Here is a 14,609-nt window from a genome sequence, read left to right on the forward strand (position 1 = left end):
ATGCACGAGAGCACCCACAGCGCCCTCTCCGACCGGGAGTTCGGCCAGTTCCGTCAATTGATCCACGAGATTGCCGGCATCCACCTTTCCGACGCGAAGAAGCCGCTGGTAGCCGGGCGCCTCAACAAGCGCCTGCGCACCTTCGGCATGGCCAGCTACGGTGACTACTTCAAACGTCTGGGCAAGGATGCCGCGGAGCTGCAGACCTGCGTGGACCTGCTGACCACCAACGAGACCTACTTCTTCCGCGAACCCAAGCACTTCGACTTCCTGCGCGAGCTGCTGCACAAACCCGGTGCCATTCCCAGCGGGCGACCGCTGCGCGTCTGGAGTGGCGCCTGCTCCAGCGGCGAAGAGCCTTACACGCTAGCGCTGCTGCTGGCCGAACGGCTCGGTGAGAGGCCCTGGGAAATTCTTGCCTCGGATATCAGCCAGCGCATCCTGGCCCAGGCCCGCAGCGGCGTTTACGACCTCGAGGACAGCCGGAACATCCCCCGGCATCTGCTGGTGAAGTACTGCCTGCGCGGCGTCGACGACAACCAGGGACGCATGATGATCGTCCCGTCACTGCGCCAGCGCATCCGCTTCGAGCAGATCAACCTGAACAGCGCACTACCGGACCTGGGGCTGTTCGACGTGATCTTCCTGCGCAACGTGATGATCTACTTCGACGCCGACACCAAACGTCAGGTGGTCGGTCGCCTGGTCAAGCACCTGCGCCCGGGCGGTCACTTCTTCATCAGTCACTCGGAGAGCCTGAACGGCGTCAACGACACGCTCAAGGTCGTCAAACCTTCGATCTATCGCAAGCCCGATGACTAAGACCCCCTCCATCGCCGAGGTCTACCTGCAGCCCGGCGACTATCATTTCGGCGGCCCCTATACCCGTGTGCGAACCCTGCTTGGCTCCTGCGTCTCGATGGTGCTCTGGCACCCCCATGCGCGCCTGGGCGGCATGTGCCATTTCATGCTGCCGACGCGCGGGCGCCCGACCGCCCACCCGGACGGTCGTTACGGCGACGAAGTCATGAGCCTGCTGTGCGACGCCATCGGGCTGAGCGGCACGCGGCTGGCCGACTATCAGGCACGCATCTTCGGTGGTGGGCATATGTTTCCCGCGCTCATGAATGGCAACCGCCGGCACGTGGGCCTACAGAACGTTGACATGGCCAGGCGTCTAATCACCGAGAAGAAGCTCAGTTGCCATGGCGAACACGTAGGCGGAGTCGGGCATCGCAACCTGATCTTCGACATCTGGAGCGGCCATCTGGCCCTGAAGCAGACGGCGCCGACCGCGATCTCCGGTCGCCCCTCTGGAGAGCAATACGCATGAAACCGATAAAAGTCATGATCGTCGACGACTCCGCCGTGGTGCGCCAGGTGCTGTCCTCGGTGCTGGCCAGCGACCCGGCGATCCAGGTCATCGGGACGGCCGCCGATCCGCTGTTCGCCCTCGACAAGATGCAGCGCGAGTGGCCCGACGTGATCGTGCTGGACGTGGAAATGCCGCGCATGGACGGCATCACCTTTCTCAGGAAGCTGATGAGCGAGCGCCCCACGCCCGTCGTCATCTGCTCCACGCTCACCGAGAAGGGCGCCGCCACGACCATGCAGGCGCTCGCCGCCGGCGCGGTGAGCATCGTCACCAAACCCCAGGCCAGCCTCAGCAAGTTTCTGGTCAATGCCAGCGACGATCTGGTCAATGCGGTGAAGGCCGCAGCGCGCGCCAACGTCCGCAGCCTGGCGAAGAACAAGGCAGTACCCGCCGCGCCCGTGCAGGGCAAGCTCAGCGCCGACGTCATCCTGCCGCCGGGCCAGGGCGCCATGGCGCGCACCACCGAACGTGTCGTGGCCATCGGCACGTCCACCGGTGGCACCCAGGCACTGGAGTACATCCTCACGCGCCTGCCGCGGGTGTGTCCCGCACTGGTGATCGTCCAGCACATGCCCGAACGTTTCACCGCCGCCTTCGCCGAACGCCTCAATGGCCTCTGCGAACTGGAGGTTCTGGAGGCGCGGCATGGCGATCGGGTACTGCCAGGCCGCGCCCTGATCGCCCCCGGTGGCCGCCACCTGCTGCTCAAGCGCAGCGGTGCCCAGTACCAGGTGGAAGTGGTCGATGGCCCACCGGTCAGCCGTCACAAGCCCTCGGTGGACGTCCTGTTCCGCTCCACGGCCCGTGCAGCAGGCGCCAACGCCACCGGTATCATCATGACCGGCATGGGTGACGACGGTGCCCGCGGCCTGCGCGAGATGCACGAGGCCGGTGCCCTCACCCTTGGCCAGGACGAAGCGAGTTGCGTGGTCTACGGCATGCCCAGAGAGGCCATGAAACTGGGCGCCGTGAGCCGCGAAATCTCGTTGGAGCAGATCCCCGCTGCCATCCTGCGCGGTTAGTGCAGGGACGGCCGGCAGCCACCAGCCTTTCCTCGCCCGCCCCGTGCGGCGTAGAATCAGGGCATTCCCCGCCATCCACCCTTCGGCGGGCTGTGAGCCCAGGCAGGCAGACGGAGATCCCGTCGTGCGCCATGCCATCTTACTTCGCGGTCATCTGCCGCTGATCCGCTCACCCACCTATCAATGCCTACCTGATTAGCCGCAGGAATCCGTCATGCCTGATTACCGCTCGAAGACCTCCACCCACGGCCGCAACATGGCCGGCGCCCGTGCACTGTGGCGCGCCACCGGGATGAAGGACGAAGACTTCAAGAAACCGATCATCGCCATCGCCAACTCCTTCACCCAGTTCGTGCCCGGCCACGTGCACCTGAAGGACCTGGGCCAACTGGTCGCCCGCGAGATCGAGAAAGCCGGCGGCGTGGCCAAGGAATTCAACACCATCGCCGTCGACGACGGCATCGCCATGGGCCACGACGGCATGCTCTATTCGCTGCCGAGCCGCGAGATCATCGCCGACTCCGTGGAGTACATGGTCAACGCTCACTGCGCCGACGCCATCGTGTGCATCTCCAACTGCGACAAGATCACCCCCGGCATGCTGATGGCCGCCCTGCGCCTCAACGTTCCGGTGATCTTCGTTTCCGGCGGTCCCATGGAGGCGGGCAAGACCAAACTGGCCAGCCACGGCCTGGATCTGGTCGACGCCATGGTCATCGCCGCCGACTCCAGCGCCTCCGACGAGAAGGTCGCCGAGTACGAGCGCAGCGCCTGTCCGACCTGCGGTTCGTGCTCCGGCATGTTCACCGCCAACTCGATGAACTGCCTGACCGAGGCCTTGGGCCTGGCCCTGCCGGGCAACGGTTCGACCCTGGCCACCCACAGCGACCGCGAACAGCTGTTCCTGCAGGCTGGCCGTACCATCGTCGAGCTGTGCAAACGCTACTACGGCGAGAACGACGACTCAGTGCTGCCGCGCAACATCGCCAACTTCAAGGCGTTCGAGAACGCCATGACCCTGGACATCGCCATGGGCGGTTCCACCAACACCATCCTGCATTTGCTGGCCGCGGCTCAGGAAGCCGAGATCGATTTCGACCTGCGCGATATCGACCGCCTGTCCCGTCACGTGCCGCAACTGTGCAAGGTCGCGCCGAACATTCAGAAGTACCACATGGAAGACGTGCACCGCGCTGGCGGGATCTTCTCGATCCTCGGTTCGCTGGCCCGTGGCGGCCTGCTGCACACCGACCTGCCGACCGTGCACAGCCGCAGCATGGAAGAAGCCATCGCCAAATGGGACATCACCCAGACCGACGACGAAGCGGTGCACCACTTCTTCAAGGCCGGCCCGGCCGGTATTCCGACGCAAACCGCATTCAGCCAGTCGACCCGCTGGGAAACCCTCGATGACGACCGTGAAAACGGCTGCATCCGCAGTGTCGAACACGCCTACTCGCAAGAAGGCGGCCTGGCCGTGCTCTATGGCAACATCGCCCTGGACGGCTGCGTGGTGAAAACCGCCGGTGTGGACGAGTCGATCCACGTCTTCGAAGGCAACGCGAAGATCTTCGAAAGCCAGGACAGCGCCGTGCGCGGCATCCTTGCCGACGAAGTGCAGGCTGGCGACATCGTCATCATCCGCTACGAAGGCCCGAAAGGCGGCCCGGGCATGCAGGAAATGCTCTACCCGACCTCGTACCTGAAATCCAAGGGTCTGGGCAAGGCGTGTGCACTGCTCACCGATGGCCGCTTCTCCGGCGGTACATCCGGCCTGTCCATCGGCCACGCTTCGCCGGAAGCGGCTGCCGGCGGCGCCATCGGCCTGGTACGCGATGGCGACAAGGTGCTGATCGACATTCCGAACCGCTCAATCAACCTGCTGGTCAGCGATGAGGAAATCGCCCACCGCCGTCATGAGCAGGACAAGAAGGGCTGGAAACCGGTCGAACAACGTCCCCGCAAGGTGACCACCGCACTGAAGGCCTACGCCCTGCTCGCCACCAGCGCCGACAAGGGCGCGGTGCGCAACAAGGCGTTGCTGGACGGCTGATCCCCTCGCGCGGCACATGGAAACCCGGCCTTGTGCCGGGTTTTCCGTTTTTGGCGATGCAGACAGCGACGCCTCACGTGGCGCCCCGGCTGTCGCGTCACTCGACCCAAGGCGGCGTTTTTGCACGGAACGGATCGCCGGCAAGCCGGCTCCTACAGTTATAGCCTGGAGGACGCATGAAGATTGGCCTGATCGCCGACACCCACGGCCTGTTGAGACCCCAGGCACTGGCAGCGCTGCAAGGCGTCGACCACCTGATCCACGCGGGCGATATCGGCGGGCCGCAGATCCTTGCTGAGCTCGAACGCATCGCGCCGCTGTCGGTGGTGCGCGGCAACAACGACAGTGATGCCTGGGCCGATGCCATCCCGGAAAGCCTGACCCTGCGCTTCGGCGCGATCAGTCTGTATGTGCTGCATGATCTCAAGAAGCTGGCTATCGACCCCAAGGCCGAAGGTATCGACGTGGCGATCGCCGGGCACTCGCACAAGCCGCTGCATGACGAGCGCGACGGCGTGCTCTACCTGAACCCGGGCAGCGCCGGCCCACGACGCTTCAAGCTGCCGATCAGCGTGGCCCTGCTGCGTATCGACGGTGACACGGTGCGGTTCGAACTGATTACGCTGGAGGTCTGATGCAAGGCGATAGCGGGCCTTCGATTTGGTGGGCTAAAGCCCACCCTACAGCCGCGCATCTAGCCGTAGGGTGGGCTTTAGCCCACCAATTGGCCCCCGACTACGAACGGCTGCTATCGCCACAAAGACGTCCTGCCGAGGCAACGACCTTGAAAAACACGCCTTTCGAAGCCATCTGTATGAATACAGATTTTTTCGATTCGTCCACTCACTTGATGGAGTCCCCATGACCCTCGATGAACTCAACACCCTTCCCGGCGTAACCGGCAAGCCTGACGTCGCCACGGCGGATTTCGTCTACAACCACACCATGATCCGCGTGAAGGATCTGCAGAAATCCCTGGATTTCTATACCCGTGTGCTGGGTTTCACCCTGCTGGAGAAAAAGGACTTCCCGGATGCCGAGTTCAGCCTGTACTTCCTCGCGTTGATCGCCGACAAGTCGCAGATCCCGGCCGACCGGGCAGCACGCCATCAATGGCGCAAGTCCATCCCGGGCGTACTGGAGCTGACCTACAACTACGGCACCGAGAAGGACCCGGAGTTTTCCTACCACAGCGGCAACAGTGACCCGCGCGGCTTCGGTCACCTGTGCGTGGCAGTGCCGGATATCAAGGCGGCTTGCCAGCGCTTCGAAGACCTGAGCGTGGACTTCCAGAAGCGCCTGACCGACGGGCGCATGAGCAACATCGCCTTCATCAAGGACCCGGACGGCTACTGGGTGGAAATCATCCAGTTCACCGAAGTGGATTGATTGACGTGGCGCCCCGCTGTTGACCGGCGGGGCGGCCGCCCCGCCTACTTGCGCTCGACCTTGTTGTCGATGCCTCCCAACTGCACCTCCGGCTCATCACCGCTCCAGCGCACCTGCTGACTGACGCCAGTAACGTTCAGCTTGGCCTGGCCTTCGAACTGCAGATCCAGTTCGTGCTCGGCACCTTCTACCGTGACCACTGCCGGTTGCTCGCCCGCGATGATCGCCGTGCGAACCTGGTTGTTGCTGGTGTCGACGCTCAATGCATTGACGCGCTCGGCGATCACCTTGTGTTCGGCACCCGATACCGTAAGCGACTTGGCCGTATCCAGCGTGACCTTGTGCTCCGAGCCGTAGACCAGCACGGCGCCACACTCACCGCTCAGGTGAATGACGTTGGCATTGCCGGTAATGTTCACGTCCTGGCCTTTGCAGGATACGTCTCGCGACAGGCCGATCCCCTCGATATTCAGCGGCTCCGCCTGGGCCAGCGTAGCTGTGCCGGCCAGCAGCAAACCTGCCATCAGCGTCTTGTTCATGGGCACATCCCTCTCTGTCAGTGATGGCCCGGAAGACGTCTGAGGGCCGATGCTATGACAGATGCCCAGGAAAGAAGGTTCTCCGCTGCATGCGACTCAATTCGCGGTTTGCAACGCCGCTCTCAACCAATCGGCAAGCCTCTCGGCGCGCTGACCGCTACGCCGTTGCGGTACCCAGAGCGACAGCTGCGCCTCGGTTTGCACGAAGCCCCAGGGCGCGACCAGCCGCCCTGCAGCGAGATCGTCCGCCACCAGTTGCAGCGGCGCGATGGCCACGCCAAGGCCCGCCGACGCAGCCTCGAGCAGGTAATACAGGTGCTCGAAACCCTGCCCCAGGCGCATGTCCGCAGGCTGCAGGTTCATCGCCGCCAGCCACTGCGGCCAAGCCTGGGGGCGCGAGGTGGTATGCAGCAACGCCTCCTGCAGCAACGTCTCGGGAGCAGTCTGGCTCAGTTCCGAGAACCGTGGGTGGCGCGGACTTATCACCGGCCCGATGGATTCGCGCGCCAGCTCGAATACGCGCATGTCCGCAGGCCACGGCGGTTCGGCGTAGAGCAGGGTGGCATCCACCTGAGGGCTGCGCGGGTCGAGCTCCCCCTGGCTGGTGGACAGCTGCAGCCGCAGCTCGGGCAAGGCCCCGTTGAGCCGGTCCAGACGCGGAATGAACCAGCGCGCCAGCAGGCTGCCCGGGCAGCCGAGCACGAAAGGTGTATCGACTTCCCGCTGGCGAAGCTCGCCACACACCTGCCGCAGGCGGGTGAACGTCTCGCCGCTGACATCACGCAGGCGTATGCCTGCGTCGGTCAGCTTCAAGCCCCGCCCGTCCTTGGTGAACAGCGCCACGCCAAGCTGCTCTTCCAGCGTGCGGATCTGCCGGCTCACCGCACCATGAGTGACGTGCAGCTCAACCGCCGCACGGCTGACGCTGCCCAACCGCGCGGCGGCCTCGAAGGCATGCAGGGCGTTGAGCGACGGCAGATCCTGGGCCATCTCAGTCCACCAGCTCAGGCAGAAAACGGGTGTCCATGCTGTAGCGCCTGGGGTTGCTCGGGTCGATCATCACGGTGACCAGCGACTCGCTGATGTAGGGGCCCGGATCGAACCACAGGTTTTCACTGCGAAACACATGCAGCTTGTTGGTTTGCGGGTTCAGCCACTGGGCGACGATGCGGTACGGGTTGCGGCCGTTGATGCTCAGCGAGCCATTGAGCTCGACATCCACCAACTCGGCCTGCACCGCTGTGCCGCTGACCCGCAACTCGGCGGCGCGGCGCTTGGCGAACAGCGGCGGCAGCACGAACAACAGACCAATCGCCAGAAAGACCGCGCCGATGCCACCGACGATCAGGCTACCGATCCAGTTCTGCTCGAAGCTGTCGATACGCGCGCGCTCAGGCTCCTGCGGGTCGTAATACACCGCCACGCGTTCACCGATGTCGAACGACGGCGGCGTACTGCAGGTGCTGCTGTGATACTCGCCCAGCGTGCCATCGAGCGTGGTGAAGGACACCGTCGGGCAGCCGTCCTCGACATCCACGATGGAGCCTTCGACGCGCATCATCTGCGCCTCGCCGCTGATGCGCGAGACCTGAATGCCGATGGCAACCGCCAGCAGCAGCGCGCCGATACCTGGGAACAGCCATAACCATGCTGTTTTCATCCTGCCTCCGACCTGTGCATAAAATTCATAGCTGAACGATCATCGACCAACTCGCTCAGGACGCCAATGGTTGGGCTTTCAAGCTTCCACAGTTGCAATGCTTCGCAGGCTCGACCCGCTACGAAGTAACTGATGATAGGTGATTTTTAATCACCTATCCGTTAAAACTAATCGCTTTTCCGACCGGCGCCGCAGGGTTAGTCTGGCCACCATCGACGCCAACACCGCTTGGCAAGCAGGTCGCTCGCGGCCTCCGAATTCACAGGAGAACCCCATGACTTCATTACGCAACGGCCCAGACGCCACCGGCTTGTTCGGTAGCTTTGGCGGGCAGTACGTCGCCGAGACGCTGATGCCGCTGATCCATGACCTGGCCGCCGAATACGAAAAGGCCAAGGAAGATCCCGAGTTCGCCAAGGAGCTGGCCTATTTCCAGCGCGACTACGTCGGCCGCCCGAGCCCGCTGTACTACGCCGAGCGCCTGACCGAGCATTGCGGCGGCGCGAAGATCTATCTCAAACGCGAAGAGCTCAATCACACCGGCGCGCACAAGATCAACAACTGCATCGGCCAGATCCTGCTGGCCAAGCGCATGGGCAAGCAGCGCATCATCGCCGAGACCGGCGCCGGCATGCATGGCGTGGCTACCGCCACCGTGGCTGCGCGCTTCGGCCTGCAGTGCGTGATCTACATGGGCACCACCGACATCGACCGCCAGCAGGCCAACGTCTTCCGCATGAAACTGCTCGGCGCCGAAGTGATTCCGGTCACCGCCGGCACCGGTACCCTGAAGGATGCGATGAACGAAGCCCTGCGCGACTGGGTGACCAACGTCGACAGCACCTTCTACATCATCGGCACCGTGGCCGGCCCACACCCTTACCCGGCGATGGTGCGCGACTTCCAGGCCGTCATCGGCAAGGAAACCCGTGACCAACTGCAAGCCCAGGAAGGCCGCCTGCCGGACAGCCTGGTCGCCTGCATCGGTGGCGGCTCCAACGCCATGGGCCTGTTCCACCCCTTCCTCGATGATCAGTCGGTACAGATCATCGGCGTCGAAGCGGCCGGTCATGGCGTGGAAACCGGCAAGCACGCCGCCAGCCTGAATGGCGGCGTACCCGGCGTGCTGCACGGCAACCGCACCTTCCTGCTGCAGGACGACGATGGCCAGATCATCGACGCCCACTCGATTTCCGCCGGCCTCGACTACCCGGGCATCGGCCCGGAGCACGCCTGGTTGTTCGACATCGGCCGCGTCGAGTACACCTCGATCACCGACAAGGAGGCCCTTGCCGCCTTCCACCAGTGCTGCCGCCTGGAGGGCATCATCCCGGCTCTGGAGTCGTCCCACGCCCTGGCTGAAGTATTCAAGCGCGCGCCAACGCTGCCCAAGGATCACCTGATGGTGGTCAACCTTTCGGGCCGCGGCGACAAAGACATGCAGACCGTCATGCACCACTTCGACGAACAGGAAGAACACATATGAGCCGCCTGCAGACGCGCTTCGCCGAGCTGAAACAACAGAACCGCGCCGCCCTGGTGACCTTCGTTACCGCCGGCGACCCGAACTACGATGCTTCCCTGGCGATTCTCAAGGGCTTGCCGAAGGCCGGCGCCGATGTGATCGAACTGGGCATGCCGTTCACCGATCCGATGGCCGACGGCCCGGCGATCCAGCTCGCCAACATCCGCGCCCTGGAAGCCAAGCAGAACCTGGCCAAGACACTGCAACTGGTTCGTGAATTCCGCGAAACCGAACAGGCCACGCCGCTGGTGCTGATGGGTTACTTCAACCCGATCCACAAGTATGGCGTGGAGCGTTTCATCGTCGATGCCAAGGAAGCCGGCGTCGATGGCCTGATCGTGGTCGATCTGCCACCGGAACATAACGCCGACCTGTGCGACCCGGCTCAGGCTGCGGGTATCGATTTCATCCGCCTGACCACCCCGACCACCGACGACAAGCGCCTGCCCACGGTACTCAACGGCAGCTCGGGCTTCGTCTACTACGTCTCCGTGGCTGGCGTTACCGGTGCCGGCTCGGCGACCCTGGAGCACGTACAGGAAGCGGTCACCCGCCTGCGCCGTCATACCGACCTGCCGATCAGCATCGGCTTCGGCATCCGCACCCCGGAACACGCGGCGACCATCGCCCGTCTGGCCGACGGCGTGGTGGTCGGCTCGGCACTGATCGACCAGATCGCCAAGGCCGACAACGACCAGCAGGCCATCGACGGCGTGCTCGAGCTGTGCAGCCAACTGGCCGAAGGCGTACGCGGCGCACGCCGCTAAGGATCAGCTTTCGTCTCGTGTACGGTGGGCTGCGGCCCACCGGCTGCACATGAAACCTCAGTGACGTACTGACGTAGGGTGGGCTTCAGCCCACCAGCTCCACCCTCCAAAACATCAGGCAAAGGATTGCCATATGTCCAATTACCGCCGCGAATGGATGCCGGGCGGCACCTATTTCTTCACCGTGACCCTGGCGAATCGCCGATCGACTGTGCTGACCGATGCCATTCAACTGTTGCGCCGTGCTTACGGTACGACAGCCAGTTACATGCCTTTCCAGACCATTGCCATCTGCGTGCTTCCAGATCATCTGCACGCAGTCTGGAGGTTGCCGGAGGGTGATAACGCCTATGCGCGACGTTGGAGTTCGATCAAGAGTGGGTTTTCAAGAGGCCTGCCGGCTTCTCCTGATGTGAGCGCCAGCAAAGTACGGAAACGTGAAAAGGGAATCTGGCAGCGTCGATTCTGGGAGCATCGAATTCGTGACGCCGATGATCTGGCAAGGCATGTTGATTACATCCATTACAACCCGGTCAGGCACGGCTTGGTGAAAAGGGTTGGCGACTGGCCATATTCGAGTTTTCACCGCTATGTCGAACAAGGGATTCTCCCAGCGGATTGGGCAGGTGGGGGTGATCGGGATGGAGCATTTGGAGAGTGAGGTTGGCCGTTTGATTCGCTGTGGTGGGCTGAAGCCCACCCTACCAGGCTATTCTGGTTTTCACCGCTATGTCATGCAGGGCATTCACCCGCAGGATTGGGCTGGCGGGACTGAGCTCGACGGGGGATTCGGAGAATGAAAAGGCAAGTGGTTGATTGGTGACCGGTGGGCTGAAGCCCACCCTACCTGAGGAGAACTGCGCTCAGCCCGCCTGGTCACTGTCTCCTGACAGGGATCAAACCTCGGTAACGGCCTTGCCCTGCTTGAATACGCCTTCGAGGTTGGCGAAGAACAGGTCGGCCATGGCCTGGCGGGTCTCGTGAGTGCCGCTGCCGATATGCGGGGTAAGCACCACGTTGTCCAGCGCCAGGAGCTCTGCAGGTACCTTGGGTTCTTCGGCGAACACGTCGAGAGCGGCACCGGCGATGGTGCCGTTCTGCAGGGCTTCGACCAGGGCCTGTTCGTCCACCACGGTGCCACGGGCAATATTCACCAGATAGCCCTGCGGACCCAGCGCACGCAATTGCTCGGCACCGATCAACTTGTCGGTGGAGCTGCCACCCGGTACCACCAGCACGGCGTAGTCGGCCGCTTCGAGCAGGCCTTCCAGGGTCTCGTGATAGGCATAGTCGACGTCATCGCGGCGACGGCGATTGTGGTAGGCCACTGTCATGCCGAACGCTTCGACCCGCTTGGCGATCGCCCGGCCGATGTTGCCCATACCGACGATGCCGCACACCTTGCCGCCGATACTGCCGGAGAGCGGGAAGCGCCCTTTCTCCCACTCACCCTTGCGCACGAAACGATCCGCCTCGCTGATTCGGCGGCCCAGCGCGAGCAGGATCGACACCGCGGTATCGGCCACGCAGTTATCCAGAACACCAGGCGTGTTGGTAACCGTTACCCCTTTTTTCTTTGCCGTTTCAACGTCGATCGAATCATATCCAACACCGAAACTGATGATGGCCTTGAGGTTGGGCAGGGCCTCGATCAGCTCGGCCTTGGCGCCGAATACGCCGCTTGTGGCGATACCGTCGATACGCCCGCCATTCTCACGAACCCAGGCATCGGCATCGGCCAATTCCCAGTAGCGGTGGATCTCGTACTGTTCGGCGATTCGTTCCACCAGACTCGGCAATAACGGCCCGATCATCAATAGTTGTGGACGCGCATTTGAAGCAGTCATCGGTATCTCCTCTGAACGTGTAGAGCGCCGTTTTCGACCTCTGGAGCCTGTGACGCGGCACCTGAAAGCCGGAATTTTCCGACGAGGCCAGGTGCGGCGAATGGCTTGATTTCACCCAGTTGTATTATGACTAACGCAATATGGCAACGTCAGAAGACCGCCCATCGCCAGAAAACATTCAGTAACATTTGCTCAATTCAAACGTAAATCATTGATTTTTAATTAAGAAAAAATAGATAGCGCTACCACCAGGATGATACTAAAAATTTCGGGCACTCTTGAACTCGGACAAGTTGTGTGATGTCGTAATACCCAGCTGGTGTCATTCCAACAAAAATAATCGGAGGCCCACGCATGGCCCGCACTGAAGTCCTCGAAAAGACTGCTGAAAGCAGTTCTGGCTCTACCCTCGGCAAACTACTCAAAATGCTCGGCCCCGGCATCATCGCCGTACTCTCCTGGCTAGGTGCCGGCGACCTGATCACCTCTTCGGTGGCAGGCGCCAACTATGGCTACGCCATGATGTGGGTACTGGCCGTCTCCCTTCTCCTACGCTTCCTCATCGTCAACATCATGGCGCGCTTCCAGCTGTGCAATAACCAGGGAATGAGCATCCTCGGGGGTTATGCGCAACTGCACCCCAGCTTCGCCTGGTTCATGTTCGGCTACGCCCTGCTGATGGGCCACCTCACCAACGCCTACATGCTCAAGGGTGCCGGTGAAGCACTGGCCACCCTGATCGGCTGGAATGCACCACTGCTGTGCTCGGTTGCCGTCGCCATCGCGGTCTGGCTGCTGGTCGGGCGCAGTATCTACTCGTTGATCGAAGGGGTGATGAAGGGCCTGCTGTGCCTGATGACCCTGGCATTCATTGCCCTGGCACTGATGGCTGGCCCGGATTGGGGCGGCATCGCTGCCGGCACCATCGGCTTCAGCATTCCGCCGGATGAGGGCGTGCATGGCGCACTGATCGTCGCCGTATCGGTGATCGGCGCGGTAGCCGGCTCCATCGCCAACTTCGTGCTGCCCTACGTGATGAAGGAGAAAGGCTGGACGGGCCCGGAACACAAGCGCATTCAGCGCAACGATCTGCTGTTCGCCGTGTTCGTCGGCATCATCATCAACCTGGCGATCTGGGTGGTGGGTGCGGAAATTCTGCGTCCGAACGGCCTGCAGGTCGAGACCCTGGGTGATCTGGGCACGGCATTGCAGATGTTCTTCGGCCCGACCGGCTGGTACCTGTTCTTCGTCGGCGCGTTCGCCACACTGTTCGCCAGCGTTGCCGGCAAGACCACCGCGTTCCCGATGCTGATCACCGATGCCCTGCACCACATCGTGCCCAAGCGTCGCGAGAAATATGGCAGCACGTTCCACAAAGACCCGCTGCACAAGTGGTTCCTGCTGTTCATCTTGATCACCCCGCTGGTCTGGTCGCTGCCGGGCATGCCGGACTTCGTGACCCTGACCATTGCGGTCAACGCCTTGAACATCGTCGGCCTGCCAGTGATCTCCCTGGGCCTGCTGATCATGTCCAACCAGAAGAAGCTGCTCGGCAAGTACTGCAACAACTGGTTCGAGAACATCGCGCTCGGCGCCGCCACCATCCTGGCGGTCTGGGTGGCCATCCAGCTGGGTATGCAACTGCTGGCCTGATACAGGACTCCCTAGCAACTTGCCTTGAATGAAGCCAAGGCCCTGCAACGCGGCCAAGTCACCTCCACTATTGCCGAATGTGGAGGTGCTTGAGCCGCGTTTTTTTATTCGGCCTGCCGCTCGGAACGGCCTCAGTAGCCGACGGTGAAGCGCTGACGCGAGTGCTCTGGCTGCTCCAGCTCATCGACCAGTGCGATGGCGAAGTCTTCCATGGAGATCGAGCTGTTGCCTTGTGCATCGACCAGCAGGCTGTCCTTGCCGATACGGAATTTGCCTGTGCGCTGGCCTGGCTCGAACAGCGCCGACGGCGACAGGAAGGTCCAGTCGAGCTCTTTCTCGCCACGCAGCACGTTGAGGAAATCACGCCCGGCCCCCGCCTCATCCTTGTAGGCCGCAGGGAATTCCGGCGTGTCGATCAACGCGACACCCGGCGCCACCTCCAGGCTCCCAGCACCACCCACGACGAGCAGACGCGACACGCCTGCAGCTTCCACGGCCTCGATCAGGCTGGCGGCATCGCTGCCGACGAATCGGGTGGAACTGATGACGGCGTCATGGCCCTTGAGCAACGGCACCAGACGCTGGACATCGGCCACGTCAGCGCTGGCCAGGGTCAGGCCTTCCTGCGCAGGCACTGCACTGACATCACGGGCGATACCGGTGACCTGATGGCCACGCTGCAGCAGTTCATGACGCAGACGCGAACCTGCACGCCCGCTGACACCTAGTACGACGACCTTCATGGCATTCTCCGATTTGACGGCTGATGAGCGATCGGC

15 protein-coding genes are annotated in these 14,609 nt (G+C 62.6%); 10 read left to right on the forward strand and 5 right to left on the reverse strand.

Annotated elements, in window-relative coordinates; translation table 11 throughout:
- The 6 genes from ACT9T4_RS07355 (at position 1) to gloA (ending at position 5,839) form a co-directional block, all read left to right on the forward strand.
- On the forward strand, positions 1 to 822 hold the full coding sequence (locus ACT9T4_RS07355; protein ID WP_042555926.1) for a CheR family methyltransferase: 822 nt from the start codon (positions 1 to 3) through the stop codon (positions 820 to 822).
- Positions 815 to 1,333, forward strand: a complete 519-nt coding sequence (locus ACT9T4_RS07360; protein WP_042555925.1) for a chemotaxis protein CheD — start codon at positions 815 to 817, stop codon at positions 1,331 to 1,333. The genes ACT9T4_RS07355 and ACT9T4_RS07360 overlap by 8 nt, the downstream gene beginning before the upstream one ends.
- Positions 1,330 to 2,397, forward strand: a complete 1,068-nt coding sequence (locus ACT9T4_RS07365) for a protein-glutamate methylesterase/protein-glutamine glutaminase (protein ID WP_499116262.1) — start codon at positions 1,330 to 1,332, stop codon at positions 2,395 to 2,397. The genes ACT9T4_RS07360 and ACT9T4_RS07365 overlap by 4 nt, the downstream gene beginning before the upstream one ends.
- A 214-nt stretch (positions 2,398 to 2,611) precedes the next feature.
- Complete coding sequence (gene ilvD, locus ACT9T4_RS07370; protein ID WP_042555923.1) at positions 2,612 to 4,450, forward strand: dihydroxy-acid dehydratase; 1,839 nt, start codon at positions 2,612 to 2,614, stop codon at positions 4,448 to 4,450.
- A 176-nt stretch (positions 4,451 to 4,626) separates the two neighbouring features.
- On the forward strand, positions 4,627 to 5,085 hold the full coding sequence (locus tag ACT9T4_RS07375) for a metallophosphoesterase family protein (RefSeq protein WP_499116264.1): 459 nt from the start codon (positions 4,627 to 4,629) through the stop codon (positions 5,083 to 5,085).
- Positions 5,086 to 5,311: 226 nt separating this feature from the next.
- On the forward strand, positions 5,312 to 5,839 hold the full coding sequence (gene gloA, locus ACT9T4_RS07380; RefSeq protein WP_499116265.1) for a lactoylglutathione lyase: 528 nt from the start codon (positions 5,312 to 5,314) through the stop codon (positions 5,837 to 5,839).
- Between the two features lie 44 nt (positions 5,840 to 5,883).
- Here gloA and ACT9T4_RS07385 read toward each other — a convergent pair whose 3' ends face one another.
- The 3 genes from ACT9T4_RS07385 to ACT9T4_RS07395 form a co-directional block, all read right to left on the reverse strand.
- The gene (locus ACT9T4_RS07385) at positions 5,884 to 6,378 is read right to left on the reverse strand and encodes a DUF3060 domain-containing protein (RefSeq protein ID WP_499116267.1); all 495 of its coding nucleotides are present in this window, start codon (positions 6,376 to 6,378) and stop codon (positions 5,884 to 5,886) included.
- 96 nt (positions 6,379 to 6,474) lie between these two features.
- Entirely contained in the window at positions 6,475 to 7,368 is an 894-nt protein-coding gene (locus ACT9T4_RS07390; RefSeq protein ID WP_499116269.1) for a LysR family transcriptional regulator, read from the reverse strand.
- A gap of 1 nt (position 7,369) precedes the next feature.
- Positions 7,370 to 8,038 carry a DUF3592 domain-containing protein gene (locus ACT9T4_RS07395; RefSeq protein ID WP_042555918.1) on the reverse strand — a complete coding sequence of 223 codons (669 nt, stop codon included), beginning with the start codon at positions 8,036 to 8,038 and terminating at the stop codon, positions 7,370 to 7,372.
- A gap of 274 nt (positions 8,039 to 8,312) precedes the next feature.
- On the opposite strand from ACT9T4_RS07395, the gene trpB reads away from it, so the two are divergent.
- The 3 genes from trpB to ACT9T4_RS07410 all read left to right on the forward strand — a co-directional run bounded on the left by trpB (position 8,313) and on the right by ACT9T4_RS07410 (position 10,991).
- The gene (trpB, locus tag ACT9T4_RS07400; protein WP_042555917.1) at positions 8,313 to 9,524 is read left to right on the forward strand and encodes a tryptophan synthase subunit beta; all 1,212 of its coding nucleotides are present in this window, start codon (positions 8,313 to 8,315) and stop codon (positions 9,522 to 9,524) included.
- Positions 9,521 to 10,330, forward strand: a complete 810-nt coding sequence (gene trpA / locus ACT9T4_RS07405; RefSeq protein ID WP_042555916.1) for a tryptophan synthase subunit alpha — start codon at positions 9,521 to 9,523, stop codon at positions 10,328 to 10,330. Before trpB ends, trpA begins: the two co-directional genes overlap by 4 nt.
- Positions 10,331 to 10,463: 133 nt before the next feature.
- Complete coding sequence (locus ACT9T4_RS07410) at positions 10,464 to 10,991, forward strand: REP-associated tyrosine transposase (protein ID WP_499116272.1); 528 nt, start codon at positions 10,464 to 10,466, stop codon at positions 10,989 to 10,991.
- A 235-nt stretch (positions 10,992 to 11,226) separates the two neighbouring features.
- Here ACT9T4_RS07410 and ACT9T4_RS07415 read toward each other — a convergent pair whose 3' ends face one another.
- Positions 11,227 to 12,177: a 2-hydroxyacid dehydrogenase gene (locus ACT9T4_RS07415; protein ID WP_499116274.1), complete on the reverse strand. Its 951-nt coding sequence runs from the start codon at positions 12,175 to 12,177 to the stop codon at positions 11,227 to 11,229.
- Positions 12,178 to 12,531: 354 nt separating this feature from the next.
- Between ACT9T4_RS07415 and ACT9T4_RS07420 the strand changes: the two genes are divergently transcribed.
- Positions 12,532 to 13,830, forward strand: a complete 1,299-nt coding sequence (locus ACT9T4_RS07420) for an Nramp family divalent metal transporter (protein WP_042555913.1) — start codon at positions 12,532 to 12,534, stop codon at positions 13,828 to 13,830.
- Between the two features lie 131 nt (positions 13,831 to 13,961).
- On the opposite strand, the gene ACT9T4_RS07425 is transcribed toward ACT9T4_RS07420, so the two are convergent.
- A complete protein-coding gene (locus tag ACT9T4_RS07425; RefSeq protein WP_179539383.1) occupies positions 13,962 to 14,573 on the reverse strand; it encodes an NAD(P)-dependent oxidoreductase in 612 nt (203 codons plus the stop codon).
- Positions 14,574 to 14,609 lie beyond the last annotated feature (36 nt).

The organism is Pseudomonas sp. SZ40 (assembly GCF_052958135.1).

Coding starts and splice junctions, on each gene's coding strand:
- ACT9T4_RS07385 (WP_499116267.1), bottom strand. CDS start 6,378: ATGAACAAGACGCTGATGGCAGGTTTGCTGCTGGCCGGCACAGCTACG.
- trpA (WP_042555916.1), top strand. CDS start 9,521: ATGAGCCGCCTGCAGACGCGCTTCGCCGAGCTGAAACAACAGAACCGC.
- ACT9T4_RS07410 (WP_499116272.1), top strand. CDS start 10,464: ATGTCCAATTACCGCCGCGAATGGATGCCGGGCGGCACCTATTTCTTC.
- ACT9T4_RS07425 (WP_179539383.1), bottom strand. CDS start 14,573: ATGAAGGTCGTCGTACTAGGTGTCAGCGGGCGTGCAGGTTCGCGTCTG.
- ACT9T4_RS07360 (WP_042555925.1), top strand. CDS start 815: ATGACTAAGACCCCCTCCATCGCCGAGGTCTACCTGCAGCCCGGCGAC.
- ACT9T4_RS07395 (WP_042555918.1), bottom strand. CDS start 8,038: ATGAAAACAGCATGGTTATGGCTGTTCCCAGGTATCGGCGCGCTGCTG.
- ACT9T4_RS07390 (WP_499116269.1), bottom strand. CDS start 7,368: ATGGCCCAGGATCTGCCGTCGCTCAACGCCCTGCATGCCTTCGAGGCC.
- ACT9T4_RS07420 (WP_042555913.1), top strand. CDS start 12,532: ATGGCCCGCACTGAAGTCCTCGAAAAGACTGCTGAAAGCAGTTCTGGC.
- ACT9T4_RS07415 (WP_499116274.1), bottom strand. CDS start 12,177: ATGACTGCTTCAAATGCGCGTCCACAACTATTGATGATCGGGCCGTTA.
- gloA (WP_499116265.1), top strand. CDS start 5,312: ATGACCCTCGATGAACTCAACACCCTTCCCGGCGTAACCGGCAAGCCT.
- trpB (WP_042555917.1), top strand. CDS start 8,313: ATGACTTCATTACGCAACGGCCCAGACGCCACCGGCTTGTTCGGTAGC.
- ilvD (WP_042555923.1), top strand. CDS start 2,612: ATGCCTGATTACCGCTCGAAGACCTCCACCCACGGCCGCAACATGGCC.
- ACT9T4_RS07375 (WP_499116264.1), top strand. CDS start 4,627: ATGAAGATTGGCCTGATCGCCGACACCCACGGCCTGTTGAGACCCCAG.
- ACT9T4_RS07365 (WP_499116262.1), top strand. CDS start 1,330: ATGAAACCGATAAAAGTCATGATCGTCGACGACTCCGCCGTGGTGCGC.
- ACT9T4_RS07355 (WP_042555926.1), top strand. CDS start 1: ATGCACGAGAGCACCCACAGCGCCCTCTCCGACCGGGAGTTCGGCCAG.